We start from the raw sequence: 24,246 nt of genomic DNA on the forward strand, positions 1-24,246 counted from the left end.
CCCACCTCATCGCTGCGTCCCCCTCGCCGCTGCGCGGCTGGGGGTGCCCCCACTGCATCGTCGTGACGCGGATCATCAGGGCCGCCGCCATTCGCGGCCGGTGCGGCGCAGCATCTCGAAGGCGGAGTCCGGGCCCCAGGTGCCCGACTCGTACGGTTCGGGTTTACCGCTGGCCGCCCAGTTGTTGAGGACGGGATCGAGTATCTCCCAAGCCAATTCGACCTCTTCGTTGACCGGAAACAGGGACGGCTCGCCCAGCAGCACGTCAAGGATCAGCTGTTCGTAGGCTTCCGGCGATTCCTCGGCGAACGCCGAGCCGTAGGAGAAGTCCATGTTGACGTCGCGGACTTCCATCGCGGTGCCCGGGACCTTGGACCCGAACCGCAGCGTGACACCCTCGTCGGGCTGCACCCGGATCACCATGGCGTTGGTGCCCAGCTCGTCGGTCATGGTCGCGTCGAACGGCAGATGCGGCGCACGCTTGAAGATCAGCGCGATTTCAGTGACCCTGCGGCCCAGGCGTTTTCCGGTGCGCAGGTAGAAGGGGACACCGGCCCAGCGGCGGGTGTCCACCTCGAGCGTGATGGCGGCGAACGTCTCGGTGGTCGAGTCTTTGGCGAATCCCTCCTCGTCGAGCAGCCCGACGACCTTCTCGCCGCCCTGCCAGCCCGCGGCGTACTGGCCGCGGCTGGTGGTCTCGTCGAGGGGCTCGGCGAGGTGGGTGGCCGAGAGCACCTTGATCTTCTCGGCTTGCAGCGCCGACGGGCTGAAGCTGACCGGCTCCTCCATCGCGGTGAGCGCCAGCAGCTGCATCAAATGGTTCTGGATCACGTCGCGCGCGGCGCCGATGCCGTCGTAGTAGCCGGCCCGGCCGCCCAGACCGATGTCCTCGGCCATGGTGATCTGCACGTGGTCGACGTAGTGCGCGTTCCAGATCGGGTCGAACAACTGATTGGCGAACCGCAGCGCCAAGATGTTGCGGACGGTCTCCTTACCCAGGTAGTGGTCGATCCGGAAAACCGACTCCTCGGGAAAGACCGCGTTGACGGACTTGTTCAGCGCCTGCGCGCTTTCCAGGTCGTGACCGAACGGTTTCTCGATGACCACCCGGCTCCACCGCTCACCCTGCGGGCGCGCCAAACCCGACTTGTGCAACTGCTCGCACACCACCGGGAAGGACTTGGGCGGAATGGCCAGATAGAAGGCATGGTTGCCGCCGGTGCCGCGCTCGGCGTCCAGCTTGTCCAAGGTCTCGGCCAGCCGGCCGAACGCCTCGTCGTCGTCGAAAGCGCCTGGCACGAAACGGAATCCCTCGGCCAGCCGATCCCAGTTCTCCTGCCGGAAGGGCGTGCGGCAGTGTTCCTTGACGGCCTCGTGCACCACCTTGCCGAAATCCTGGGTGCTCCAATCCCGGCGGGCGAAGCCCACCAGGGAGAAGCTGGGCGGCAGCAGGCCACGGTTGGCCAAGTCGTAAATCGCCGGCATGACCTTCTTGCGGGCCAGGTCGCCGGTGACCCCGAAGATCACCATCCCGCACGGCCCCGCGATGCGCGGTAGCCGCTTATCTCGCCTGTCCCGTAACGGGTTATGCCATTGTCGCGCGGTGCGGGCTGGGCTCATTTGGAGGTGGAATCCAGCTGCTTCTGCGTCTCGTCCAGCAGCTCGGTCCAGGAATCCACGAACTTCTCCACGCCCTCGTTCTCCAGCACCTTGAACACGTCGGTGAGGTCGATGCCGACCTCCGAAAGCTTGTCGAACACCTCCTGGGCGGCGTCGGCGGTGCCGGTGACCGTGTCACCCTTGATTTCGCCGTGCTCGGCGACCGCGTCAATCGTCTTCTCCGGCATGGTGTTCACCGTGTTCGGCGCCACCAGCTCGGTGACGTAGAGGGTGTCGGAGTAGTCGGGGTTCTTGACGCCCGTCGACGCCCACAGCGGACGCTGAACCCGGGCCCCGTCGCCCTTGAGCGCCTCGAAGCGATCACCGCCCTCGAACACCTCCTGGTAGGCCGCGTACGCCAGTCGGGCGTTGGCCACACCGGCCTGGCCCGCCAGCGCCTTCGCGTCCTCCGAGCCGATCTTCTCCAGTCGCTTGTCGACCTCGGTGTCCACCCTCGACACGAAGAACGAAGCGACGGAGTGGATCTTGGACAGGTCGTGGCCGGCCTCGCGGGCCTTCTCCAGGCCGGCCAGGTAGGCGTCCATCACCTGGCGGTGCCGCTCGACGGAGAAGATGAGCGTCACGTTAACCGAAATCCCCTCGGCCAGAACGGCGGTGATGGCCGGGATGCCGGCCTTGGTGGCCGGGATCTTGATGAACAGGTTCGGGCGGTCGACGATCTTCCACAGCTCGACGGCCTGAGCCACGGTCTTCTCCGTCTCGGCCGCCAGGCGCGGGTCGACCTCGATGGACACCCGGCCGTCCACGCCGTCGGACGCCTCCCACTCACGCTTCAAGACATCGCAGGCGTTGCGGACGTCGTCGGTGGTGACCGTGCGGATGGTGGCGTCGACGTCGGCGCCGCGCTCGGCGAGCTCGGCGATCTGGCCGTCGTAGGAATCGCCCTCCGCCAACGCTTTCTGGAAGATCGACGGGTTGGTGGTCACGCCGACAACGCTTTTGGTGTCGATCAGCTCTTGCAGGTTGCCCGACTGCAGCCGCTGCCGCGACAGGTCGTCAAGCCAGACGGATACGCCCGCGGCGGACAGCGCCGCCAGATTCGGGTTCTGAGCGGTCATGTGAATTACCCTTTCCTCAGTTGTCCACTACTTCTTCCGCGGCAGCCGCGACGGCTTCGGCCGTGAAGCCGAACTCACGGAATAAGGTTTCGTAGTCGGCGGATTCGCCGTAGTGCTCGATCGAGACGATCTTGCCGGTGTCGCCGACCAGCTTGTGCCAGCTCTGCGCGACGCCGGCCTCGACGGCCACCCTGGCCGACACGGTCGGCGGCAGCACGCTGTCGCGGTAGTCGGCGGGCTGAGACTCGAACCATTCGACGCACGGCATGGAGACCACCCGCGCCACGATGTCCTTGTCCGCCAACAACTTCTGCGCCTCGACCGCGAGCTGGACCTCCGAGCCGGTCGCGATCAGCACCACGTCGGGGTCTTGGCCGGCGTCCTCGCCGTCCGAACCCAGGATGTAGCCGCCCCGGGCGACGCCGTCGGCGCTGGTGCCCTGCAGGATCGGCACATTTTGGCGGGTCAGCATCAGTCCGACGGGGCCGCTGCCGTTGCCGCGGGCCAGGACAGTCCGCCAGGCGTAGGCCGTCTCGTTCGCGTCCGCCGGGCGCACCACCGACAGGTTCGGGATGGCCCGCAGCGCCGCGAGGTGCTCGATCGGCTGATGGGTCGGGCCGTCCTCACCGAGCCCGATGGAGTCGTGGGTCCACACGTAGATGGTGTCGATGTCCATCAGCGAGGCCAGCCGCACCGCGGGCCGCATGTAGTCGGAGAACTGCAGGAAAGTGCCACCGTACGCCCGGGTCGGGCCGTGCAGCACGATGCCGGACAGGATGGCACCCATCGCGTGTTCGCGAACCCCGAAGTGCAGCGTGCGACCGTACCAGTGCGCCGTGTAGTCCTTGGTCGAAATGGACGGCGGGCCAAAGGAATCGGCGCCCTTGATGGTGGTGTTGTTGCTGCCCGCCAGGTCGGCCGAACCGCCCCACAGCTCCGGCAGTTTCGGTCCCACCGCGTTGAGCACCTCGTTGGAGGCCTTGCGGGTGGCGATCGGGTCGGAGCCGGGCTCCCAGTTCGGCAGGTCGGCGTCCCAGCCGTCCGGCAGTTCCTCGGCCGTCAGCCGGTCCAGCAGTGCCTTACGTTCGGGTTGGCCCTCCGCCCAGGCGTCGAAATCCGCCTGCCACTTCTCGTGCGCTTCCTTGCCCCGATCCACCAGCTTGCGGGTGTGGGCGATCACCTCGTCGCGCACCTCGAACTTCTTGTCCGGGTCGAAGCCGAGGATCTTTTTGACGGCGGCCACTTCCTCGTCGCCCAGGGCGGCGCCGTGCGCCTTGCCGGTGTTCATCAACTTGGGCGCGGGATAGCCGATGATGGTTCGCAGCGAGATGAACGATGGCCGGTCGGTGGCCGCCTTGGCGTTGGCGATGGCCTCCTCGATCGCGACGACGTTCTCGCCGCCCTCGATCTCCTGCACGTGCCAGCCGTAGGCCCGGTACCGGGCGGCGGTGTCCTCACACAGCGCGATGTTGGTGTCGTCCTCGATCGAAATCTCGTTGTGGTCGTAGAAGACGATGAGGTTGCCCAGTTGCTGCACGGCCGCCAGCGACGAGGCTTCCGAGGTGACGCCCTCCTCGATGTCGCCGTCGGAGGCGATCACGTAGATGAAATGGTCGAACGGGCTGGTGCCCGGGGCGGCGTCGGGATCGAACAGGCCGCGCTCGTAGCGGGCGGCCATCGCCATGCCGACCGCCGAGGCGAGACCCTGCCCGAGCGGGCCGGTGGTGATCTCAACTCCCTTGGTGTGCCGGAACTCCGGGTGCCCGGGCGTCTTGGATCCCCAGGTGCGCAGCGACTCGATGTCGGACAGCTCCAGCCCGAAACCACCCAGGTACAGCTGCAGATACAGCGTCAGGCTGCTATGCCCGCAGGACAGGACGAACCGGTCGCGGCCCAGCCAGTAGGTGTCGCTGGGGTCGTGGCGCATCGCCCGCTGGAACAAGGTGTAGGCCAGGGGCGCCAGGCTCATCGCGGTCCCGGGATGGCCGTTGCCGACCTTTTGGACCGCATCGGCGGCCAGCACCCGAATGGTGTCGACGGCGGCCGAGTCGAGCTCGGTCCAGTCGTCGGGCAGGTGCGGTTGGGTCAGCGTGGAGATCTCTTCGAGTGTCGTCACAGACTCTGTCCTTGGGTCATCGAGCTGATCAAATTCCACCCTAGTGCGGGAGGGCCGGCTCTTGCAGCGCAGGAATCGGGTACCCACGGCCGGCAGATGTGAAAATTACGCGGCCGTGGAAAGCGTTTAACATTCAGTTCGGAAATCTGGGAAAAATCTGCGGAATGGACCCGCGGGCGGGCCATCGCCACAACGCGGTCTACCATCGTGTGTAGTAGATGCTGCGCGCCGCTGCGACCCCGAGGAGTTATTGCGTGAGCGTTCGCGGGCGCGTCGCGCCGAGCCGATTGCCAAGCCGGATCCAAGGCACGGTGCTGGCCTATCTGGCGCTGACCAAGCCGCGGGTCATCGAATTGCTGCTCGTCACCGCGATCCCGGCGATGCTGTTGGCCCAGCGCGGCACCGTGAACCCGCTGCTGATCGTCAACACCCTGATCGGTGGCATGCTGGCCGCCGGGGGCGCGAACACCCTTAACTGCGTGGCCGACGCGGACATCGACAAGGTGATGAAGCGTACGGCCCGCCGGCCGCTGGCCCGTGCCGCGGTGCCCACCCGCAACGCCCTGGTGCTCGGCCTGGTACTAACGGTGGCCTCGTTCTTTTGGCTGTGGTGGACGACGAACCTGCTGTCCGGGCTGCTGGCCCTGGCGACGATCGCGTTCTATGTGTTCGTCTACACGCTGCTGCTCAAGCGCCGCACATCGCAGAACGTGGTGTGGGGCGGCGCGGCCGGCTGCATGCCGGTGATGATCGGCTGGTCGGCCGTCACCGGCACCATTGGATGGCCCGCGCTGGTGATGTTCGCGATCATCTTCTTCTGGACGCCGCCACACACCTGGGCGCTGGCGATGCGCTACAAAGACGATTACAAAGCGGCGGGTGTGCCGATGCTGCCGGCCGTGGCGACCGAGCGCCAGGTGACCAAGCAGATCCTCATCTATACCTGGCTCACGGTGCTGGCCACGCTGGCGCTGGCGCTGGCGACGGGCTGGCTGTATGCGGCGGTCGCCGTGGTGGCCGGGGTGTGGTTCCTGGCGATGGCCCACCAGCTGTACGCCGGGGTCCGCGCCGGCGAGCCGGTCAAGCCGTTGCGGTTGTTCCTGCAATCGAACAACTACCTGGCCGTGGTGTTCTGCGCGCTGGCCGTCGACTCGGCCATCGGGCTGCCGCACCTGTTCTGAGCCGGTCGCCGACTCGCCTCAACCGCGGCGGCGCCGAAAGTGTCGCCCTGCGACTTCGAGAAGTGTTTCGGATATGGGATCGGTAGCCGGCCCACGGGATCACACTTCAGGCATGGCAAATCACCGCATCGTCAGGACGTTGATCGCCGGGGCGCTGCTCTCGGCCGGACTGTCCTGCTGCGACGTGGGCATCACCACGGGTATCGCCGAGGCTCACCCCGGGCCGATGCCGCTGGACGCCTGGCCCGGCTGTCCCAACGATCACCCGCAGGGGCCGTGCCGTTGGTGCCCCGGTCAACCGTTGCCGCCGACCGGCAACCACGTCACCAACCCCGTCGTCTGGGACAACAACATCTGCCACACCTACTACTACGTCTGGTTCGGGCAGGGCAATGTCGCGCAGAACATCTGGGACGGCGACAACCCGCCGGCGCCGCCGCCACCACCGCCGCCGGGCCTCATCAACAGGGACAATTGCCAGCAGATTCTCGGAATATTCTGCCCGCACGCATAGCAAGCTCGAATTACCTAGGGCAGCAGCACGATCGAGCCCGCGGTCTTGCGGCCCTGCAGATCCTGGTGGGCGCGCGCCGCCTCGGCCAGCGGGTAGCGCCCCCCGACCTCGACGGTGATGTCGCCGCCGGCGATCGCGGCGAACAGTTCCTCTGCCCGCCAACTGAACTCCTGGCCGGTGCGCACGAAATGCGCCAGCGACGGCCGGGTCAAGAACACCGAGCCCGCCGCGTTGAGGCGTTGCGGGTCGAACGGGGGAACGGGTCCGCTGGCCGCTCCGAACAGCGCCAGGGTGCCCCGGATGGCGAGGCTGGCCAGGCTGGCGTCGAAGGTGCTGGCCCCCACGCCGTCGTACACCGCGGCCACTCCGGCGCCGTCGGTCAGCGAGCGGATCCGGTCGCCGAACGCCGCGGGATCGTCGGGGTAGGGGAGCACCTCGTCGGCACCGGCCCGGCGGGACAGCCGCTCCTTCTCCGGGGTCGAGACCGTGGTGATCACCCGCACACCGAGCAGGTGAGCCCACTGCGTCAGGATCAGGCCGACGCCGCCCGCTCCGGCGTGCACCAGCACCGTGTCGCCCGCCTGCACCGGATACACCGACCTCAGTAGATAATGCGCGGTCAGCCCCTTCAGCAGGGCCGAGGCCGCCACCTCGGCGGTCACGCCGTCCGGCAGCCCGGCGGTCAAATGTGCTGGGGCCGTTGCGTATTCGGCGTACCCTCCGGACGCCGCCGCACTGACCACGCGGTCGCCGACGTCGAACCCGTCGACGCCGTCGCCCAGGGCTTCGACGGTGCCCGCCAATTCCGAGCCGAGGATGAACGGCAGCTCCCGCGGGTACTGCCCGGAGCGGAAATAGGTGTCGATGTAGTTGACGCCGATGGCCTCCGCCTTGATCAGCACCTCACCCGGTGCCGGCGTGGGCGTGGGCGCATCGACGTAGCTCAGCACCTCGGGGCCGCCGGTCTCGCTGACTTCGATTGCGTGCATCTGCTTATCATGCCCGGGCATGAAACTCGCTCGCCCGGACGTCTTCCATCCCCGCATCGTGCTGGCGGGGCCGGGCGACGACGCGGACAGGACGGCCGACGACGCCGGTCTGGTAACCGCGCTACGGCGGCGTGGGCTGCACGCGCGCCGGCTGCCCTGGGACGATCCGGAAACCGCCAGCGCAGATCTGGTGGTACTGCGAGCGGCCCCGGGCAGCCCGGATCGCCGCGACGAATTCCTGTCCTGGGCGCGGCGCGTGCGCCACCTGCTCAACCCGGCCCGCGCGGTGGCTTGGAACCTCGATGAGCGGTATTTGCGCGACCTCGAGGACGACGGGGTGCCGACGACCGGGCCGGACGCGGCCCCCGAGGCGGCGCTGATCTTTCTGGGGGGCGAGCAGTCGCACGCCTGGCCGGTCGAGCCGGACTTCGAGTCGTGGGACGTCGGCTACGCCGCGCTGGCCGCGGCCGTCGGGCGCGCCGGCATCACGGCGCGCGAGCTGCTCTACGCGCGTGCCGACGTGGCCGGTGAACGGCTCGTCGGGCTCGACCTCGTCGCGCCTTCGTTGGGCTGGCGCCGGCTGGACACCGCGGCCCGCGAACTCGCCCAGCGCCGATTCGCGCTGGCGTTGGAGTCAGCTTGCGAGCGGCTCGGGCTGGGCCCGCTCTCGCATCGAAGCCCATAGCGCCGCGGTGGCCGCCGTGCAGGCCGCAGCGCCGGCCACGTGCAGGGCGACGAGCACGGCCGGAACTCCGGTGTAGTACTGCGCGGTGCCGACCGCGGCTTGGGCGAACACCAATGCCACCAGCACCCCGAGGCGCAGCAGCACGGGACGGGCGGCACGCACCGCCAGCAGCCCGAAGCCGAGTCCGACCAGTAGCGACAGGTAGGCGATCAGCAGCGACGAGTGCAGGTGCACCAGGGTGTCGACCTCGACTTTCAGCCGTGGGACCGTGCGGGTGGGGCTGCGATCGCCCGCGTGCGGGCCCGCGGCCGTCACCAGCGTGCCGGTGACCAGCACGGCGGCCAGGTTCAGGCCGGACAGCGCGGTCAGCCCGCGCAGCGGCCTGACCACTCGCTCGCGCAGCTCTCCGTCGTCCGGTTCGCCGACTTTCACGTACAGCAGCACGGCCAGCCACACCATCGTCATCGACGTCAGCAGGTGGATCGCTACCGTCCACCACAGCAGCCCGGTGCGCACGGTGATACCGCCGATGACCGCCTGCACGACCGTGGACACCGGCATCAGCCAGGCATAGACCAGCACCTCGCGCCGCCGCCGCGCGCGGGTCACGGCCAGCACGGCCAGCGCCGCCGTGATCACCACGGCGAAGGTGACCATCCGATTGCCGAATTCGACGGCCTGATGGATGCGCGGCACCTCGGCGTGTGCCACCGGCACGAAGCTGCCCGGAAAGCACTGCGGCCACGTGGGGCAGCCCAGGCCGGAGGCGGTGACGCGGACGATCGCGCCGGTGATCGCGATGCCGCCCTGGGTGAGGATGACCAGCGCGGCGATCAGGCGCTGCACGCCCGGGCTGGGGTTGGGGAGCAGGTCCACCAAGCGCAACAGCATCCGTCCAAGCATTGCCCGATGGTATGCGAACAAGAACTACAGTCCGTAGTAAGCCCGGCCGCTCGCGAGACTTAAACCACGCATCCGGGTCTCGGCGTGTCGTGTGCGTGGTTTAAGTGTCGTGTCACCGCGGCGGCCCTCCACGGCAACCCCGGACGTCAGGTGAAGCGGAACCAGCGCAGCGCGCTCAGCGCGCCCACCGCTCCCCACGCCACCAGGACGATCACTCCGAACCAGTCCACCGACATGGTCATCGCCTGGGAGAGCGCCTCGGTCAGCGCGCCGGACGGAGTCAGCCGGGCGGCCAGCTTGACTGCCGTGGGCGTTATCCCGGTTTCCAGGGTCAGCGCGCCGAGGCCCGCGAAGACGAACCACATCAGGTTGGCGACCGCGAGCACGATCTCGGCGCGCAGCGTCCCCCCGAGCAGCAAACCCAGCGCCGCGAAGACCGCGGTGCCCAGCGCGATGACCGCCGCGCCCAACGCCAGGGCCGCCGGCGCGGGTCGCCAGCCCAGCGCAAAACCGATGGCGCCCAACAGGATTGCCTGCAGGAACACCACGGTGACCACTGCGAGAGACTTGCCCGCGATGATGCCCCACACCGGAAGTGGCGTGGCGCCAAGCCGTTTCAAAGCGCCGTAGCGACGATCGAACGCGACCGCGATCGCCTGACCGGTGAACGCCGTCGAGATCACCGCCAGCGCCATGATGACCGGGGTGAAGGTCGCCGCGCGGTGCTGGCCGAACGAGCCCAGCGGCAGCAGCGTGAGCCCGACCAGCAGCGTGATCGGGATGAACATGGTCAGCAGCAGCTGCTCGCCGTTGCGCAGCAGCAGCTTGAGTTCCAGATTGAATTGCGCCGCAAGCATTTTCGGCACCGCGTTGGGCCGCGGGTCGGGGGCGAAGGTGCCCACGGCGAACACGCTCGATCCAGTCTCGTTGTCCGTCAAGGCCGTAACTTCCTGCCGGTGAGGTCGAGGAAGACATCCTCGAGGCTGCGTTGCTCGACGCGCATGTCGGTGGCCAGAACGTCGATCCGCGCGCACCACGCGGTGACGGTCGCCAGCACTTGGGGGTCGACGTGCCCCTCGACCAGGTACTCGCCCGGCGTCACCTCGGTTGCCTTGTAGTCCTCCGGCAGCGCGGACGACAGCAACGACAGATCGAGGCGCGGCGGCGCGCTGAATCGCAACTGGTCCTTGGCCCCGCTGCGCATCAGCTCCGCGGGCGTACCGGAGGCCACCGTGGCGCCGTGATCGATGATCACCAGCCGGTCGGCGAGCTCCTCGGCCTCCTTGAGCTGGTGTGTGGTCAGCACCACCGTCACGCCGTCGCGGCGCAGGGCGTCGATCAGCTCCCAGACCAGCAACCGAGCGTGCGCGTCCATGCCCGCGGTGGGCTCGTCGAGAAACACCAGTTCGGGGCGGCCGACCAGGGCGCACGCCAGCGCCAGCCGCTGCTGCTGGCCGCCGGAGAGCCGCCGGTAGGTGGTGCGGGCGGCGTCGGTGAGCCCCAGCGTGTCCAGGAGCCACGCCGGGTCCAGCGGGTCGGCGGCGTAGGCCGCCACCAGGTTCAGCATCTCGCCCGCGCGGGCCGCGGGGTAGCCGCCGCCGCCCTGCAGCATGACCCCGATGCGGGCCCGCAGCCGCGCGTTGTCGGCGATCGGGTCCAGGCCGAGCACCTCGATGGTGCCGGCGTCCGGGCGCACGAATCCCTCGCACATCTCGACCGTCGTGGTCTTCCCGGCGCCGTTGGGGCCGAGCAGGGCCAGCACCTCGGCGGCGTGCACCTCGAGATCGAGGTTGCAGACGGCCTCGACAGCCGTCGCGCCGGATCCGTATGTCTTGGTGACCCCGCGCAGCCGCACCACGACGTCAGGGGATTCGCGCGATTCTGGAAGGGCCGAGCTCACGAGCGCCGCTCCTCCTCATCGCTTCGCTCTGCATCGTCGTCGGCGCGGCTCACGTGGAATCAGCGTAGGCGTCGTGCGCCGGCGCCGGCTGAGGGGGCGACGGTGTGGGCGGCGTCGCCGCCGTGTCGATGCCGGGTTGGCCGCCGGCCCCGGCGCCCTGGGCCGGTGGGCGGCGCCACGGCAGGCGGGTGTAGGTCAACCCGATGAGCGCGACGACGATCACCGTGCTGGCCAGGGTGGCGTCGATGATCTGAAACAGCGCGAACCGGTCGCCGTTGGCGGTCGGGCCGAAGATCCCGACGACGAGGCTGATGACGATGGCCGCCACCCGGAAGCCGGTGCGCGTCGCCCAGGCGGCCAGCGGGATGATCGCCCACAGCAGGTACCAGGGCTGCACGACGGGGAACAACAGCACCGTGATGCCCAGTGCGACGCCCAGCCCGCCGATCGGGTGCAGCCGGCCGCGGAAGACGGCCAGCAGCAACCAGGCCACCATCACGGTGATGATCAGCACGCCGATCGCACGGGTCAGGCCCAGCACCGCCGTCGTGTGATCACCCAGGCCCAGCAGGATGCCCACCTGGCCGGTGCCGAGCGCCAGCAGCGTCGGCGGTGACATCCAGCTGCGCACCACGTTGGCCGTGCCCAGCGTGTAGATCCAGCCGAATCCGAGGCCGCTGGCCCAGCCCACCAGTGCCATCACCGCCAGCGACAGCGCCGCCATGCCGCCGCCTGTCAGCAGCAGCGCGCGCACGGTTCCGCCGCAGCGGTAGGCCAGCGCCATCGTGACGAAGCCCAGCGCCAGCAGCGACGGCAGCTTCACCTGCGACGACAACACGATCAGCACGGCGCCGGCGACCAGCATCCCCAGCGGCTCCCAGTCCGGGCCCGGCCGCGACCACGACACGGGCAGCAACCGCGGGGCATCGACGCCGCGCAACGCGAATTCGGCCCCGGCCAGCATCAGGCCCAGCATCAGCGCCTCGTTGTGCACGCCGGCCACCAGATGCATGATCAGCAGCGGATTGGCCGCCCCCAGCCACAGCGCGCTGACCTCCGCGACGCCGCAGCGCCGGGCCAGCCGTGGCGTCGCCCAGACGATCAGCCCCACCCCCAGCAGCTCGACCAGCCGGTGACACAGCACGGCGGCGACGATGTTCTCCCCGGTGATCGCCGAGATGCCGCGCCCGATCCACAAGAACAGCGGGCCGTACGGTGCTGGCGTCTCGCGCCACAGCGTCGGCACCGAGAGCGTGAAGATGTGGGACAGGCCGAGCCCCGAGGCCGGGCCCACCCGGTACGGGTCCAGGCCTTCCAAGGAGATCTGGCTCTGCGCCAGATAGGAGTAGACGTCCTTGCTGTACATCGGTGGGGCGATCAACAGCGGCAGCACCCACAGCAGCAGGGTGCGGTCCAGGTCGCCGCGCGACATCCGCCGGTTCCCCAGCGCGAACCGGCCGAGCATCAACCAGGCCAGGGCCATCATCACCGCGCCGGTGGTCGTCATGGTCAACGACACGGTCTGGATCCGCGACGGCAGGTTGAGCAGCCGGACGCCGAACGTGGGGTCCTGGACGACGGGCCGGGCGCCGGCGCCGAGCGCGCCGATCGCCATCACCACCGTGCCGGTCGCGCCGAAGAGCCGGGTGCGGCGCAGCGCGGTGAGCTCGGTATTGTTCAGCGGCGAGCCCACTGCTTGCTCGTCGCCGTGCAGACTCGCGATCGATGAGCTCAGCGTGTGGTGGCGGGCTGCCATCAGAGCAGCGTAACCGCCGGATGCAACGGGTCATTGCGTCGCCGTTAGTGTGACCATCGCAACGCCAGGACAGGGGACCCTTGCTAGACCGATCCCCGGAATTGCGTCACACTGGTGTTGTGAAAATCCGAACGAGCCTCGATGGGGCCACCGGGCGGGGCGACGTCGCTCCCGGCCTGGCGGACGTCGGCGCGCCGGTGCCGGATGGTCACACCCGCCGCGCGATCGTGCGCCTGCTGCTTGAGTCCGGATCGATCACCGCGGGCGAGATCGGTGACCGGCTGGGTCTGGCGGCCGCCGGCGTGCGACGCCACCTCGACGCCCTGATCGAGGCCGGCGATGCCGAGTCCACGGCGGCCGCGGCGTGGCAGCAGGTGGGACGGGGGCGTCCCGCCAAGCGCTACCGGTTGACCCCGGCCGGGCGGGCCAAGCTCGACCACGCCTACGACGACCTGGCGGCGGCGGCCATGCGGCAGCTCCGCGAGATCGGCGGTGAAGAGGCGGTGCAGGCGTTCGCCCGGCAGCGCATCGACACCATCCTGGCCGACGTTGCCGCAGCCGACAGCGCGGCGGACACCGACGTCGAGGCGGCGGCCGACCGAATCGCCACGGCCCTGACCAAGGCCGGCTACGTCACCACCACCACGCAAGTCGGCGGGCCGATCCACGGCGTGCAGATCTGCCAGCATCACTGCCCGGTGTCGCACGTGGCCGAGGAATTCCCCGAGCTGTGCGAGGCCGAGCAGCAGGCCATGGCCGAGGTTCTTGGGACCCACGTCCAGCGGTTGGCGACCATCGTCAACGGCGACTGCGCCTGCACCACGCACGTACCCCTGACTCAGGCGCCCAGCCCGCGCCGCGCCGGCGACGATGCAGAGCGTAGCGATGAGGAGGAGCGGCGCCATATGACCGACACCACGAGCATCAAAGGAGCGTCTCGATGACACTCACACCCGAGGCCAGCAAGACGGCTACCGCGCCGCTGACCCAGGAGGAGGCGATCGCCTCCCTGGGGCGGTACGGCTACGGCTGGTCGGACTCCGACGTCGCCGGTGCCAGCGCCCAGCGCGGCCTGTCCGAGGCGGTCGTCCGCGACATCTCGGCGAAGAAGAACGAGCCCGAGTGGATGCTGCAGACGCGGCTGAAGGCGCTGCGCATCTTCGACCGCAAGCCGATGCCGAACTGGGGCTCGAACCTGGGCGGCATCGACTTCGACAACATCAAGTACTTCGTGCGCTCCACCGAAAAGCAGGCCGCCAGTTGGGAAGACCTGCCGGAGGACATCCGCAACACCTATGACCGGCTGGGCATCCCGGAGGCCGAGAAGCAGCGCCTGGTGGCCGGCGTCGCGGCCCAGTATGAGTCCGAGGTGGTCTACCACCAGATCCGCGAGGACCTCGAAGCGCAGGGCGTCATCTTCCTCGACACCGACACCGGTCTGCGCGAACACCCCGAGATCTTCCAGGAGTACTTCGGCACCGTGATCCCGGCCGGGGACAACAAGTTCTCGGCGCTGAACACCGCGGTGTGGAGCGGCGGCTCGTTCATCTACGTCCCCAAGGGCGTGCACGTCGACATCCCGCTGCAGGCCTACTTCCGGATCAACACCGAGAACATGGGCCAGTTCGAGCGGACGCTGATCATCGCCGACGAGGGCTCCTACGTGCACTACGTCGAAGGCTGCACCGCGCCGATCTACAAGTCGGATTCGCTGCACTCGGCGGTGGTCGAGATCATCGTGAAACCCAATGCGCGCGTTCGCTACACGACGATCCAGAACTGGTCGGGCAACGTCTACAACCTGGTCACCAAGCGGGCCCGCGCCGAGGCCGGCGCCACCATGGAGTGGATCGACGGCAACATCGGGTCGAAGGTCACCATGAAGTATCCCGCGGTCTGGATGACCGGCGAGCACGCCAAGGGCGAGGTGCTCTCGGTCGCCTTCGCCGGCGAAGACCAGCACCAGGACACCGGCGCGAAGATGCTGCACCTGGCGCCGAACACGTCGAGCAACATCGTGTCCAAGTCCGTGGCGCGCGGCGGCGGCCGCACCTCCTACCGCGGCCTGGTGCAGGTGAACAAGGGCGCGCACGGATCGCGCTCCAGCGTGAAATGCGATGCGCTGCTGGTGGATACGATCAGCCGCAGCGACACCTACCCCTACGTCGACATCCGCGAGGACGACGTCACCATGGGCCACGAGGCCACCGTGTCCAAGGTCAGCGAAAACCAGCTGTTCTACCTGATGAGCCGCGGCCTGACCGAGGACGAGGCGATGGCCATGGTGGTGCGCGGCTTCGTCGAGCCGATCGCCAAAGAGCTGCCGATGGAATACGCGCTCGAGCTCAACCGGCTGATCGAGTTGCAGATGGAAGGTGCGGTCGGCTAGTGACGAATCTGACCGAGGCGGTTGAGGGTTCGGCCCTCGCCGCTGCCAACAAGGGCGAGCTGTTCGCCTCCTTCGACGTCGACGCGTTCGAGGTCCCGCACGGCCGCGACGAAATCTGGCGGTTCACCCCGCTGCGCCGGCTGCGTGGCCTGCACGACGGCTCGGCGCGCGCCACCGGCAAGGCCGGGATCAGCGTCACCGAGCGGCCCGGCCTGCGGGTCGAGACCGTCTCCCGCGGCGACGAGCGACTCGGCCAGGGCGGGGTCCCCACCGACCGGGTTGCGGCGCAAGCGTTTTCGTCGTTCAACTCCGCGACCCTGGTCACCGTCGAGCGCGACACCCGCGTCGCCGAGCCGGTCGGCATCACGGTCACCGGCCCCGGCCAGGGCGCGGTGGCCTACGGGCACCTGCAGATCCGGGTTGCGGAGCTAGCCGAGGCGGTCGTCGTCATCGACCAGCGGGGCAGCGGAACCTACGCCGACAACGTCGAATTCGTCGTCGACGACGCCGCGCGGCTCACCGTGGTGTGGCTCGCGGACTGGGCCGACGACGCGGTGCACGTCAGCATGCACCACGCCAAGCTGGGCAAGGACGCGGTGCTGCGCCACGTCGCCGTCACGCTCGGCGGCGAGGTGGTGCGGCTGACGGCCAACGTGCGCTACACCGCTCCGGGCGGGGACGCCGAGCTGCTCGGCCTGTACTTCGCCGACGACGGCCAGCACCTGGAATCGCGGCTGCTGGTGGACCACGCCCAGCCCGACTGCAAGTCGAACGTGCTGTACAAGGGTGCGCTGCAAGGCGATCCGAGCTCCGCACTGCCCGACGCGCACACCGTCTGGATCGGCGACGTGCTGATCCGCGCCGAAGCCACCGGCACCGACACCTTCGAGGTGAACCGCAACCTGGTGCTCACCGACGGGGCACGCGCCGACTCGGTGCCCAACCTGGAGATCGAGACCGGCGAGATCGTCGGAGCCGGACACGCCAGTGCCACCGGCCGTTTCGACGACGAGCAACTGTTCTACCTACGCTCCCGTGGCATCCCCGAGGAGCAGGCGCGCCGCTTGGTGATCCGCGGCTTCTTCGCCGAAATCATCTCCAAGATCGCGGTGCCCGAGATCCGGGAACGCCTGACCGACGCCATCGAACACGAACTGGCCTTAACCGAAAAGACGGAAACAACAGCCTCATGACCACTCTGGAAATCAAGGACCTACACGTCAGCGTCGTCAACCCGAACGCCGCCGAATCCGAGCGCGAGATCGGAATCCTCAACGGCGTCGACCTGACGGTGAAATCCGGTGAGACACATGCCTTGATGGGTCCCAACGGTTCGGGCAAGTCGACGCTGTCCTACGCCATCGCCGGTCACCCCAAGTACACGGTGACCTCGGGCTCCATCACGCTGGACGGCGAGGACGTGCTGGCGATGAGCATCGACGAGCGCGCCCGGGCCGGAATATTTTTGGCCATGCAGTATCCCGTCGAGGTGCCCGGCGTGTCAGTGTCGAACTTCCTGCGCTCGGCGGCGACCGCCGTGCGCGGTGAGGCCCCGAAGCTGCGGCACTGGGTCAAAGAGGTCAAGGCGGCGATGGGTTCGCTCGAGATCGACCCTGCCTTCGCCGAGCGCAGCGTCAACGAGGGTTTCTCCGGCGGCGAGAAGAAGCGCCACGAGATCCTGCAGCTGGAGCTCCTCAAGCCCAAGATCGCCATCCTCGACGAGACCGACTCCGGGCTCGACGTCGACGCCCTGCGGGTGGTCAGCGAAGGAGTCAACCGCTATGCGGAGACAGAGCACGGCGGCGTCCTGCTGATCACGCACTACACTCGCATCCTGCGCTACATCCGCCCCGAATACGTGCACGTGTTCGTCGGCGGGCGCATCGCCGAATCCGGCGGTCCCGAGCTGGCCGACGAGCTCGAGCAGAACGGCTACGTGCGCTTCGCTCAAGCGGCGGCAACCGGGGCCTAGAAATGGCGGCCTCCGTGAATCCACTGGACGTCGCGGCCATCCGCGCCGATTTCCCCATCCTCAAGCGCGTCATGCGCAGCGGAAATCCGTTGGCGTACCTGGATTCCGGTGCGACGTCGCAGCGGCCGCTGCAGGTGCTCGACGCCGAGCGGGAGTTCCTGTTGACCTCCAACGGTGCGGTCCACCGCGGTGCGCACCAGCTGATGGAGGAGGCCACCGACGCCTACGAGCAGGGGCGCGCGGACGTCGCGGCGTTCGTCGGCGCCGAGTGCGACGAGCTGGTGTTCACCAAGAATGCCACCGAGGCGCTGAACCTGGTGTCGTATGTGCTGGGGGACAAGCGTTTCGAGCGTCCCGTCGGGCCCGGCGATGTCATCGTCACCACCGAGCTCGAGCACCACGCCAACCTGGTTCCCTGGCAGGAACTCGCCCGGCGCACCGGGGCGACTCTGCGCTGGTATGGCGTCACCGACGACGGGCGCATCGACCTCGACTCGCTGGAGCTCGACGAACGCGTCAAAGTCGTCGCCTTCACCCACCACTCGAACGTGACCGGTGCGGTGGCGCCGGTGGCCGAGCTGGTCAGCCGGGCCCGGGCCGTGGGCGCCCTGACCGTGCTGGACGCCTGTCAGTCGGTGCCGCACCAGCCCGTCGACTTCCACGCGCTCGACGTGGACTTCGCCGCCTTCTCGGGACATAAGATGCTGGGCCCCAATGGCATTGGCGTTTTGTATGGACGGCGCGAAGTGCTGTCGGCTCTGCCGCCGTTCTTGACCGGCGGCTCGATGATCGAAGCCGTGACCATGGAATCGTCGACCTATGCGGCCGTGCCGCAGCGATTCGAGGCCGGCACTCCGATGACGTCGCAGGTGGTCGGATTGGGCGCGGCCACCCGCTATCTCAGCGCCCTCGGCATGGAGGGCGTGCAGGCCCACGAACACCAGCTGGTCGCCGCGGCCATCGAGGGCCTGTCCGGGATCGACGCCGTGCGCATCGTCGGGCCGGTGACCATGGAGAACCGCGCCTCGCCGGTGTCTTTCGTCGTCGACGGCGTGCACGCGCACGACGTCGGGCAGGTGCTCGACGACGAGGGCGTGGCGGTGCGGGTGGGTCACCACTGCGCCATGCCGCTGCATCGCCGGTTCGGTGTGGCGGCCACTGCGCGGGCTTCGTTCGGTGTGTACAACACCACCGAAGAGGTCGAGCGTTTGGTGGCCGGCGTGCGCCGCGCCCTGGATTTTTTCGGGAGAGGCTGACATTGCGTCTCGAGCAGATGTATCAGGACGTGATCCTGGACCACTACAAGCGCCCGCAGCACCGCGGGCTGCGCGAGCCGTTCGGCGCCGAGGTCTACCACGTCAATCCGGTCTGCGGTGACGAGGTCACGCTGCGGGTCGCGCTGTCCGGGGACGGCGAAACCGTAGCCGACGTGTCCTATGACGGGCAGGGCTGCTCGATCAGCCAGGCGGCGACCTCGGTGCTCACCCAGCAGGTCATCGGCCAAAGTGTCGGCGAGGCGCTCAAGACCGTTGCCGCGTTCACCGAGATGGTGTCCTCGCGCGGCACCATCGAGGGCGACGAGGACGTGCTGGGCGACGGGATCGCGTTCGCCGGGGTGGCGAAATATCCCGCCCGGGTGAAATGCGCCCTCCTGGGCTGGATGGCGTTCAAAGATGCTTTGGCCAAAGCCTATTCGGGCCAAGTCGCAGACTTTCAGGAGGTTACAGATGAGCGACACCACCGCGCAGGGTGAGGAATTCCTTGCCGACCTCGAGGAGGCGATGCGTGACGTCGTCGACCCCGAACTCGGCATCAACGTCGTCGATCTGGGACTCGTCTACGGGCTGAACGTCGAAGACGGCGACGACGGAACCGTCGCCCTCATCGACATGACGCTGACGTCGGCGGCGTGCCCGCTGACCGATGTCATCGAAGACCAGTCACGCAGTGCGCTGGTGGGGGCCGGATTGGTCGACGACTTGCGGATCAACTGGGTGTGGAACCCGCCGTGGGGTCCGGACAAGATCACCGAGGACGGCCGCGAGCAGCTGCGCGCCCTCGGCTTCACCGTCTGAGCCAGGCTTTCGCGCTAGTCGCGCGCCGCGGCGCCCCTTGGCCTAGAGGTGTATGTGCGGAAGATGAGGCAGGTGCAGGTGCGGGTGTGGGCGCCCCATCGGCGGGCAGGCCTCCACACTGATCATCGCGGCGTGCAGAACGCCGCCATCCTGAGTCCCCTGAGCCCCAATGCATTTGCCGTTCGTGATCGCCTGGGTGTCCGACGGGGTCTGCCGCCGGTATGAGGTGGAGTCGGTGACGGTCACGTTGGTCGAGGTTCCCGGACCGCCGGCGCCCAGGCCGTTGACGGCGACCGTGTTGCCCGACACCGAGGACACGGTGCCGTAGAAGCCGGCCGGCGGCGGGCACTTGCCGTCCGTGGCGGCGGTGACGGTCACCGTCTGCGCGGTGATGGACCCGGGGGGCGGTGCGCTCTGCGGGGTGGCTTTGACATTCACGCAGCTGCCCGGCGTCACATCCGCCAGCTTCGCCGGGGTGACGTCCATGACGATCGTCTGCGGCGTGTAGTCCACCGTCGCGGAGCCGGTCCGCGTGCGAAGCGCGACCGTTTGACCGGAATTCGATTGCACCATGCCCTCGACATAGTCCTTGCCGACCGGAGGCGGTGGTGGTGGGGGCGCCGGCGGCGGTGCGGCGCTGGGAGCCGCGCTCGGTGGGACCGCGGTGACGACGGGCGGCGCGCCGGTCTTCGACGTGTCGTGCGAGGAGCCACACATGGCCACGCACACCGCGATGAAGGCAATGACGACGCCGAGCGCGATCTGCGTCCGCCGGGTCTTCAATAAGGCAGGCACAGATCTCATCTCCGATCACGCGTTTCGCCGCCCTGCGCAATCACCCCGCCCGGGCGCGGTTTTCACGCCGCGTCCGGGCGGGAGTGACGGCAATCTCAGTCAGCCGGATTCAGCCACCATGGCCGGGCTGCTTGGGCTTGCCGCACTTGCCGTCGACGGCCTGTCGCAGCTTGATGCTCGTCGCCTGCAGCGCGCCGCCGTTCTCTTGAGTTCCGCGCGCGGACAGGCATTTGCCCGGTGTGATCGCGTCGGTCTTGGCGGAGGACTGCTTGGTGTATTTGGTCTTGTCATCGACCGTCACGGTCGTCTGCGTGGTGTTGCCGCTGGGATCGGTGTTGGTCAGATTGATGGTGTTACCGGACACCGACGCCACCGAGCCGCGGACCCAGGCCGGTTTCGTCGGCGCGTTCGACGGCGGGAGGGACGGCGGCGTGGTGGTCGAACCGCCGGGCGCGGACTGCGGGGGCTTCGGGCAGGCGCCGTTGACGGACTCGCTGATCTTCACCGACGCGGCGGTGACCGCCTGGCCGGGTGCCGACCCCTCGGTCGGCTTCACGCTGATGCAGCTGCCCGGGGTGACGTCCGGCAGGCCGGCCGGAACGGCCTCGGTGATCTTGGTGGTCGAGGTGAAGTTGACCGACGCGGTTGAGTTGTCTTCCTTGGTGACCTGAATCGAGTTGCCCGCCACCGAGGCAATGAGCCCGATGACGCGCGCTTCTGCGTTAGGGGTGGACGAGGTGGTGGTCGACGTGACGGTGGATGTCGACGTCGACGTCGATGTGGAGGTGGACGTGGAATTGTTCGAAGAGCCGCAGGCGGACAGGGACAATGCGGTGGCTCCCGCGACGGCGACTACCGCGAAGCGAGTGAGCCGGGGCGCTTGACAGCTGGCAGACATCAACGTTTCTCCATTCGTCGGTTGACCAACGTTATGGTTTACCCGTTTAACCTGTGCCTAAGCTGTGCGCTGTCAGAACGCTTCTTCGGCCACGGTCATGATTTCGTCGTCGATGGCCTCGATGACCCCGCGCAGCGAGGTCAGCCGCGGCAGCATGTTCTTGGCGAAGAACTTCGCGGTCGCGATCTTGCCCCGGTAGAACGCTTCGTCATGCTCGGCGCCGTCAGCCAGCGCGCGGGTGGCGACGTCGGCCTGCACCAGCAGTCGCCAGCCGATCAGCAGATCGCCGACCGCGAGCAGATAGCGCACCGACCCCAGGCCCACCTTGTAAATCTCGCCCGGCTGCTGCGCCGCGGACATCAGGTAACCGGTCAACGCGCCCGTCATCGCCGTCACGTCATCGAACGCGGTCTGCACCAGCGCCGCGATCGGCTTGAGCGCCTCGTCACAGCTGTCGGTCGTCGCGGTGATCTGAGTCGTCAGGAACTGCAGGGCCTCCCCCCGGTCGCGCACGATCTTTCGGAAGAAGAAGTCGAGCGCCTGGATGGCGGTGGTGCCCTCGTAGAGCGAATCGATCTTGGAGTCACGGATGTACTGCTCGAGCGGATAGTCGGCCAAAAAGCCCGAACCGCCCAGCGTCTGCAGGGACTCGGTCAGCACCTCGTAGGCCCGCTCCGAGCTCACCCCCTTGACGATCGGCAGCAGCAGGTCGTCGATCCGATGCGCCATTCCGGGATCGGCACCCGAAACCCGTTGTGCCACAACGTCGTCCTGATGGGCTGCGGCATACATGTAGAGCGCCCGCAAGCCCTCGGCGTAGGACTTCTGGGTCATCAGGCTGCGACGCACGTCGGGATGGTGAATGATGGTGACCCGCGGCGCGGTCTTGTCGGACATCTGCGTCAGGTCCGCGCCCTGCACGCGTTCCTTGGCGAAGGCCAGCGCGTTGAGGTAACCCGTGGACAGGGTGCCGGTGGCCTTGACGCCAATCGTCATGCGCGCGTGCTCGATTACGGTGAACATCTGCGCGATGCCCCGGTGTACGTCACCGACCAGGTAACCGACAGCGGGCACATCCGTTGCGCCGAAGGTCAATTCGCACGTGGGGGAGGACTTGATGCCCATCTTGTGTTCCACCCCGGTGACGTAAACCCCGTTGCGGGGGCCCATTTCGAAGGTCTGGGGATCGAACAGGAAGTTGGGCACGTAGAACAGGCTCAGCCCCTTGGTGCCCGGCCCGGCGCCCTCGGGGCGGGCCAGCACCAGATGGAAGACGTTCTCGGCGGTGTCACCGACATCGCCCCCGGAAATGAAGCGCTTGACGCCCTCGATGTGCCATGTGCCATCGGGTTGTTCGACGGCCTTGGCGCGGCCCGCACCGACGTCGGAGCCCGCGTCGGGTTCGGTGAGCACCATGGTGGCCGCCCAGCCGTGCTCCACGCCATGAGCGGCCCATTGCCGCTGCTGCTCGGTGCCCTCGACGTACAACGCCTGAGCCATGAACGGGCCGAGATTGAAGAAATTCGCCGACGGGTTGGCACAGATGAGCATCTCGTTGACCGCCCACGCCAGCGGCGGCGGGGCGGCCATGCCGCCGATGTCTTCGGCCAGACCCAGCCGCCACCAGCCGGCCTCCTTGAGCGCCGCCACCGTCTTGACCAGCTCGTCAGGCACGGTGATCTTGTGCTCGGCCGGGTCGAACACCGGCGGATTGCGGTCGGCGAAGGCGAAGGTTTCGGCCACCGGACCTTCGGCGAGGCGCGCGGCTTCGGCCAAGATGGTGCGAACTGTGTCCGCATCGAGGTCGCTGTAGCCCCCGCTGCCCAGGACGGCGCCGACATCGAGAACCTCGAAAAGGTTGAACTCGATATCACGAACGTTAGCGATGTAGTGGCTCAAGGCGATTCCCTCACTGGTCCTCGAGACGGCGGATCGTCAGGCTCAGTCTGTCCGACGCGGGAAAACGTACGCAACCGTAACCAGCGGCGACCGGGTAGTGCGCCATGCGGCGGTAGCTGCGCGCACGCCGACAGCCGCATTCCGAACTCTGAAGGGCAGCGGGGAACACCGCGTCGCCGCCGGGCGTTCGAGCAAATGTGACAACACTTGATCTCACCGCTGAGAAGTTCAACGAAACCATCGAGGGCAACGACATCGTGCTCGTCGACTTCTGGGCCTCCTGGTGCGGTCCGTGCCGCCAGTTCGGCCCCACCTTTGCGGCGTCGTCGGAGAAACACCCCGACATCGTGCACGCCAAAGTCGACACGGAGGCCGAGCAGCAGCTGGCCGCGGCCGCCCAGATCCGGTCGATCCCCACGCTGATGGCATTCAAGAAGGGCAAACTGCTGTTCAACCAGCCCGGTGCACTGCCGCCGGCCGCCCTGGAGGATCTGGTCCAGCAAGTCCGCGCGTTCGACGTCTCGGAAGTCTAGGGCCGCCGGAACCGGCGGGGCCCGGTGGGCCACACCGCGCTGGGGGCGAGACGGCATTTAGCTACGCGCTAGGTTGCATGGGTGAGTTTGGTACTGGTAGACCACCCGCGACCCGGTGTCGCGCTGATAACCCTGAATCGGCCTGAGCGGATGAACTCGATGGCGTTCGACGTCATGGTTCCGCTCAAAGAGGCCCTGGAAAAGGTCACCTACGACAACTCGGTGCGGGTGGTCGTGCTGACCGGGGCGGGCCGCGGCTTTTCGTCCGGCGCCGATCACAAGTCCGCGGGCTCGGTGCCCCACGTCGAGGAGCTGACCCGCCCCACCTATGCGCTGCGCTCCATGGAGATCCTCGACGAGGTCATCCTGGCGCTGCGCCGGTTGCACCAACCGGTGATCGCCGCGGTCAACGGCCCCGCCATCGGCGGCGGCTTGTGCCTGGCCCTGGCCGCCGACATCCGGGTGGCCTCGACCAACGCCTACTTTCGCGCCGCCGGCATCAACAACGGGCTGACCGCCAGCGAACTGGGTCTTTCCTACCTGTTGCCGCGGGCCATCGGCTCGTCACGCGCGTTCGAGATCATGCTGACCGGCCGCGACGTCACGGCGGAGGAGGCCGAGCGCATCGGGCTGGTGTCCTGCCAGGTGCCCGACGAGCAGCTGCTGGACACGTGCTACGCGATCGCCACGCGGATATCGGCCTTCTCGCGGCCGGGCGTCGAGTTGACCAAGCGCACGCTGTGGAGTGGGCTGGATGCCGGTAGCCTGGAAGGGCACATGCAAGCCGAAGGCTTGGGACAGCTTTTCGTCCGCCTGCTCACCGCCAACTTCGAAGAAGCGGTTGCCGCGCGCGCAGAACGACGACCACCGGTGTTCACCGACGACAAATAGGCGTCTTTTCCA

At 68.1% G+C, this 24,246-nt stretch carries 23 protein-coding genes; 12 read left to right on the forward strand and 11 right to left on the reverse strand.

Translation table 11 applies throughout. The features are described from left to right. Positions 1-75 precede the first annotated feature (75 nt). From zwf to tkt, 3 genes are read right to left on the reverse strand one after another with little or no spacing between them, the layout of a single operon-like run. Positions 76-1,620 carry a glucose-6-phosphate dehydrogenase gene (zwf, locus tag AC5Y4T_RS14040; protein WP_499919751.1) on the reverse strand — a complete coding sequence of 515 codons (1,545 nt, stop codon included), beginning with the start codon at positions 1,618-1,620 and terminating at the stop codon, positions 76-78. Then, a complete protein-coding gene (tal, locus tag AC5Y4T_RS14045; RefSeq protein WP_499919752.1) occupies positions 1,617-2,738 on the reverse strand; it encodes a transaldolase in 1,122 nt (373 codons plus the stop codon). Before tal ends, zwf begins: the two co-directional genes overlap by 4 nt. 16 nt (positions 2,739-2,754) lie before the next feature. Continuing rightward, the gene (gene tkt / locus AC5Y4T_RS14050) at positions 2,755-4,854 is read right to left on the reverse strand and encodes a transketolase (protein ID WP_499953826.1); all 2,100 of its coding nucleotides are present in this window, start codon (positions 4,852-4,854) and stop codon (positions 2,755-2,757) included. 254 nt (positions 4,855-5,108) lie between these two features. Between tkt and AC5Y4T_RS14055 the strand changes: the two genes are divergently transcribed. Further along, positions 5,109-6,035, forward strand: coding sequence for a heme o synthase (locus tag AC5Y4T_RS14055; protein ID WP_499919754.1), 927 nt, complete (start codon positions 5,109-5,111; stop codon positions 6,033-6,035). Positions 6,036-6,147: 112 nt separating this feature from the next. Further along, the gene (locus AC5Y4T_RS14060; protein ID WP_499953828.1) at positions 6,148-6,549 is read left to right on the forward strand and encodes a hypothetical protein; all 402 of its coding nucleotides are present in this window, start codon (positions 6,148-6,150) and stop codon (positions 6,547-6,549) included. A gap of 14 nt (positions 6,550-6,563) precedes the next feature. Here AC5Y4T_RS14060 and AC5Y4T_RS14065 read toward each other — a convergent pair whose 3' ends face one another. Further along, entirely contained in the window at positions 6,564-7,538 is a 975-nt protein-coding gene (locus AC5Y4T_RS14065; protein ID WP_499953831.1) for a quinone oxidoreductase family protein, read from the reverse strand. A gap of 19 nt (positions 7,539-7,557) precedes the next feature. On the opposite strand from AC5Y4T_RS14065, the gene AC5Y4T_RS14070 reads away from it, so the two are divergent. Next, positions 7,558-8,223, forward strand: a complete 666-nt coding sequence (locus tag AC5Y4T_RS14070; protein WP_499953835.1) for a DcsG N-terminal domain-containing protein — start codon at positions 7,558-7,560, stop codon at positions 8,221-8,223. On the opposite strand, the gene AC5Y4T_RS14075 is transcribed toward AC5Y4T_RS14070, so the two are convergent. From AC5Y4T_RS14075 to mptB, 4 genes are all read right to left on the reverse strand, one after another. Next, positions 8,173-9,126 (reverse strand): COX15/CtaA family protein, encoded by a 954-nt coding sequence (locus tag AC5Y4T_RS14075; RefSeq protein WP_499919758.1) that lies wholly within the window; start codon positions 9,124-9,126, stop codon positions 8,173-8,175. The genes AC5Y4T_RS14070 and AC5Y4T_RS14075 overlap by 51 nt on opposite strands. Before the next feature lie 146 nt (positions 9,127-9,272). Continuing rightward, on the reverse strand, positions 9,273-9,983 hold the full coding sequence (locus AC5Y4T_RS14080; RefSeq protein WP_499953945.1) for an ABC transporter permease: 711 nt from the start codon (positions 9,981-9,983) through the stop codon (positions 9,273-9,275). A gap of 77 nt (positions 9,984-10,060) precedes the next feature. Further along, a complete protein-coding gene (locus AC5Y4T_RS14085; RefSeq protein WP_499919759.1) occupies positions 10,061-11,026 on the reverse strand; it encodes an ABC transporter ATP-binding protein in 966 nt (321 codons plus the stop codon). Between the two features lie 49 nt (positions 11,027-11,075). Further along, positions 11,076-12,782: a polyprenol phosphomannose-dependent alpha 1,6 mannosyltransferase MptB gene (gene mptB / locus AC5Y4T_RS14090; RefSeq protein ID WP_499953839.1), complete on the reverse strand. Its 1,707-nt coding sequence runs from the start codon at positions 12,780-12,782 to the stop codon at positions 11,076-11,078. Between the two features lie 80 nt (positions 12,783-12,862). Here mptB and AC5Y4T_RS14095 point away from each other — a divergent pair, with 80 nt between their 5' ends. Genes AC5Y4T_RS14095 through AC5Y4T_RS14125 form a run of 7 tightly spaced genes read left to right on the forward strand, consistent with a single transcriptional unit; the run spans position 12,863 to position 19,218 of the window. Continuing rightward, positions 12,863-13,726, forward strand: coding sequence for a helix-turn-helix transcriptional regulator (locus AC5Y4T_RS14095; protein ID WP_499919761.1), 864 nt, complete (start codon positions 12,863-12,865; stop codon positions 13,724-13,726). Further along, positions 13,723-15,171 carry a Fe-S cluster assembly protein SufB gene (gene sufB / locus AC5Y4T_RS14100; protein ID WP_499919762.1) on the forward strand — a complete coding sequence of 483 codons (1,449 nt, stop codon included), beginning with the start codon at positions 13,723-13,725 and terminating at the stop codon, positions 15,169-15,171. The genes AC5Y4T_RS14095 and sufB overlap by 4 nt, the downstream gene beginning before the upstream one ends. Next, positions 15,171-16,364 carry a Fe-S cluster assembly protein SufD gene (sufD, locus tag AC5Y4T_RS14105; protein WP_499919763.1) on the forward strand — a complete coding sequence of 398 codons (1,194 nt, stop codon included), beginning with the start codon at positions 15,171-15,173 and terminating at the stop codon, positions 16,362-16,364. Before sufB ends, sufD begins: the two co-directional genes overlap by 1 nt. Further along, positions 16,361-17,143 carry a Fe-S cluster assembly ATPase SufC gene (gene sufC / locus AC5Y4T_RS14110; protein WP_499919764.1) on the forward strand — a complete coding sequence of 261 codons (783 nt, stop codon included), beginning with the start codon at positions 16,361-16,363 and terminating at the stop codon, positions 17,141-17,143. The genes sufD and sufC overlap by 4 nt, the downstream gene beginning before the upstream one ends. A 2-nt stretch (positions 17,144-17,145) precedes the next feature. Then, the gene (locus AC5Y4T_RS14115; protein ID WP_499953843.1) at positions 17,146-18,399 is read left to right on the forward strand and encodes a cysteine desulfurase; all 1,254 of its coding nucleotides are present in this window, start codon (positions 17,146-17,148) and stop codon (positions 18,397-18,399) included. Then, entirely contained in the window at positions 18,396-18,896 is a 501-nt protein-coding gene (sufU, locus tag AC5Y4T_RS14120) for a Fe-S cluster assembly sulfur transfer protein SufU (RefSeq protein ID WP_499953947.1), read from the forward strand. Before AC5Y4T_RS14115 ends, sufU begins: the two co-directional genes overlap by 4 nt. Next, the gene (locus AC5Y4T_RS14125; RefSeq protein WP_499919766.1) at positions 18,871-19,218 is read left to right on the forward strand and encodes a metal-sulfur cluster assembly factor; all 348 of its coding nucleotides are present in this window, start codon (positions 18,871-18,873) and stop codon (positions 19,216-19,218) included. The genes sufU and AC5Y4T_RS14125 overlap by 26 nt, the downstream gene beginning before the upstream one ends. A gap of 42 nt (positions 19,219-19,260) precedes the next feature. Here AC5Y4T_RS14125 and AC5Y4T_RS14130 read toward each other — a convergent pair whose 3' ends face one another. The 3 genes from AC5Y4T_RS14130 to AC5Y4T_RS14140 all read right to left on the reverse strand — a co-directional run bounded on the left by AC5Y4T_RS14130 (position 19,261) and on the right by AC5Y4T_RS14140 (position 22,810). Next, positions 19,261-20,001, reverse strand: a complete 741-nt coding sequence (locus AC5Y4T_RS14130; protein ID WP_499953949.1) for a DUF5666 domain-containing protein — start codon at positions 19,999-20,001, stop codon at positions 19,261-19,263. 121 nt (positions 20,002-20,122) lie between these two features. Further along, the gene (locus AC5Y4T_RS14135) at positions 20,123-20,911 is read right to left on the reverse strand and encodes a DUF5666 domain-containing protein (protein ID WP_499953845.1); all 789 of its coding nucleotides are present in this window, start codon (positions 20,909-20,911) and stop codon (positions 20,123-20,125) included. 72 nt (positions 20,912-20,983) lie between these two features. Further along, entirely contained in the window at positions 20,984-22,810 is a 1,827-nt protein-coding gene (locus AC5Y4T_RS14140) for an acyl-CoA dehydrogenase (RefSeq protein ID WP_499953849.1), read from the reverse strand. A gap of 197 nt (positions 22,811-23,007) precedes the next feature. Here AC5Y4T_RS14140 and trxA point away from each other — a divergent pair, with 197 nt between their 5' ends. Together trxA and AC5Y4T_RS14150 are read left to right on the forward strand one after the other, a co-directional pair. Next, the gene (gene trxA / locus AC5Y4T_RS14145; protein ID WP_067132756.1) at positions 23,008-23,343 is read left to right on the forward strand and encodes a thioredoxin; all 336 of its coding nucleotides are present in this window, start codon (positions 23,008-23,010) and stop codon (positions 23,341-23,343) included. 81 nt (positions 23,344-23,424) lie between these two features. Then, positions 23,425-24,234 (forward strand): enoyl-CoA hydratase, encoded by an 810-nt coding sequence (locus AC5Y4T_RS14150; RefSeq protein WP_499953853.1) that lies wholly within the window; start codon positions 23,425-23,427, stop codon positions 24,232-24,234. The last annotated feature ends 12 nt before the right edge of the window (positions 24,235-24,246 follow it).

The sequence above is a fragment of the Mycobacterium sp. NGS11 genome (assembly GCF_059813315.1).

Coding starts and splice junctions, on each gene's coding strand:
- zwf (WP_499919751.1), bottom strand. CDS start 1,620: ATGAGCCCAGCCCGCACCGCGCGACAATGGCATAACCCGTTACGGGAC.
- tal (WP_499919752.1), bottom strand. CDS start 2,738: ATGACCGCTCAGAACCCGAATCTGGCGGCGCTGTCCGCCGCGGGCGTA.
- AC5Y4T_RS14060 (WP_499953828.1), top strand. CDS start 6,148: ATGGCAAATCACCGCATCGTCAGGACGTTGATCGCCGGGGCGCTGCTC.
- AC5Y4T_RS14065 (WP_499953831.1), bottom strand. CDS start 7,538: ATGCACGCAATCGAAGTCAGCGAGACCGGCGGCCCCGAGGTGCTGAGC.
- AC5Y4T_RS14070 (WP_499953835.1), top strand. CDS start 7,558: ATGAAACTCGCTCGCCCGGACGTCTTCCATCCCCGCATCGTGCTGGCG.
- AC5Y4T_RS14075 (WP_499919758.1), bottom strand. CDS start 9,126: ATGCTTGGACGGATGCTGTTGCGCTTGGTGGACCTGCTCCCCAACCCC.
- AC5Y4T_RS14080 (WP_499953945.1), bottom strand. CDS start 9,983: ATGCTTGCGGCGCAATTCAATCTGGAACTCAAGCTGCTGCTGCGCAAC.
- mptB (WP_499953839.1), bottom strand. CDS start 12,782: ATGGCAGCCCGCCACCACACGCTGAGCTCATCGATCGCGAGTCTGCAC.
- sufB (WP_499919762.1), top strand. CDS start 13,723: ATGACACTCACACCCGAGGCCAGCAAGACGGCTACCGCGCCGCTGACC.
- sufC (WP_499919764.1), top strand. CDS start 16,361: ATGACCACTCTGGAAATCAAGGACCTACACGTCAGCGTCGTCAACCCG.
- AC5Y4T_RS14115 (WP_499953843.1), top strand. CDS start 17,146: ATGGCGGCCTCCGTGAATCCACTGGACGTCGCGGCCATCCGCGCCGAT.
- AC5Y4T_RS14125 (WP_499919766.1), top strand. CDS start 18,871: ATGAGCGACACCACCGCGCAGGGTGAGGAATTCCTTGCCGACCTCGAG.
- AC5Y4T_RS14135 (WP_499953845.1), bottom strand. CDS start 20,911: ATGTCTGCCAGCTGTCAAGCGCCCCGGCTCACTCGCTTCGCGGTAGTC.